The organism is Solemya pervernicosa gill symbiont, from assembly GCF_002020875.1.
GTDB lineage: Bacteria > Pseudomonadota > Gammaproteobacteria.
The window spans coordinates 1-1,147 of sequence record NZ_MPRL01000156.1 but is presented as its reverse complement, the minus strand read 5'-3'; the positions used below and the strand labels follow the sequence as shown (position 1 = coordinate 1,147).

The following is a 1,147-nucleotide window of genomic DNA, read 5'->3' as shown; positions in this document are numbered from 1 at the left end:
CGGGGCGCCGTAGGCATAAACGGTCGCGTTAAGTATTTGCCGCTTGCTTGGGCTTGGATGCCCAAAACAAGCTTCCGCAAAAATAGCGACTCCCCGGCACTGGCTGAAGGTCGTCGGGTGTGATTTCTGATAAGTCTTTTCCGAGATTATTAAGGCCATCGATTATTTTGTTATATAAGTCATTCGGAGAGTAATAGCTGTGAATGTGTTTCATCTGATTCTCCGGTTCTCAAATTGGCGCGATCAAGTGGGTTGTATTCAATAGCCAGCGGTTAACGGTGAAGGTGGGGCTGACGTTGTGGGTTGTCGCCCATAGCTCTCGCTATTGGTTGTTGTTTTTATAGTGGTCTTTACCAGGTCTTGCATCCTGCAGTCCTCTTCCTTGTTGAATGATGTCGGTCGGCGAAAATGCCGTTGGTTGGTGCTTGTTTTTAATATATGGACATCTCAAGTATTAACGCTAACCATAGTTATTTGGTGTGTTGGATATTGGTAATTAACGCCTAATTAAGGGCGTATGCTGTTTCACATCCCGCATGAACGCCTTGTTAGAAGGCTTATTCTTCATGCTGTATAAACGCTTCGTCTAATTGCTTATATAGTTCAAGAGATTTGTTTGATTCGCTTTTTATGTTTTCATATAAGCTGTTGGCAATTACTCTGATTGCATGTTTTTCTTTATCGTCTAGATTAGGATAACCTTCGTTATTAATGCTGGTTTCTATTTTTTCTTTTCTTGCTCCAAATAGATGGTCTTCATTTCTGTTGTTGCACACCACTTGAAGATGTTCAATCCAATTTGCATATGTTTTGTCTTCTTTTCGTTCGCGTTTATTGCATGCCTTGCAGCAGGGTACGGTATTGCCAGGGTGATGCAGGCCATATTCCGTTCTATTGAACATTAACAAGTGTTCTATTTGTAGAGGTTGACCAGAAACGCCACAGTATGCGCACTCACCATTAAATACATTATCTCTGATTCTTTCCCAATCTGCTTTCCCTTTGCCTGAGCCAGTATTAAAGGACCGCCCAAGATAAAATTCACCAACTTTCGCTGACCGCCATGGATAGCGAAGCGAAGGCGGTTAGTCCGCGATAGTCGACGCCGTCTGCCTATTCGTAGTTGAGAGCGCGAGCGAACGACGAA

General features: G+C 43.4%; 1 protein-coding gene. It reads right to left on the bottom strand.

Annotation, left to right across the window (positions count from 1 at the left end; translation table 11 throughout):
* Positions 1 to 557 precede the first annotated feature (557 nt).
* Positions 558 to 902, bottom strand: coding sequence for a hypothetical protein (locus BOW52_RS16835; protein ID WP_201790713.1), 345 nt, complete (start codon positions 900 to 902; stop codon positions 558 to 560).
* Positions 903 to 1,147 lie beyond the last annotated feature (245 nt).

Coding starts and splice junctions, on each gene's coding strand:
- BOW52_RS16835 (WP_201790713.1), bottom strand. CDS start 902: ATGTTCAATAGAACGGAATATGGCCTGCATCACCCTGGCAATACCGTA.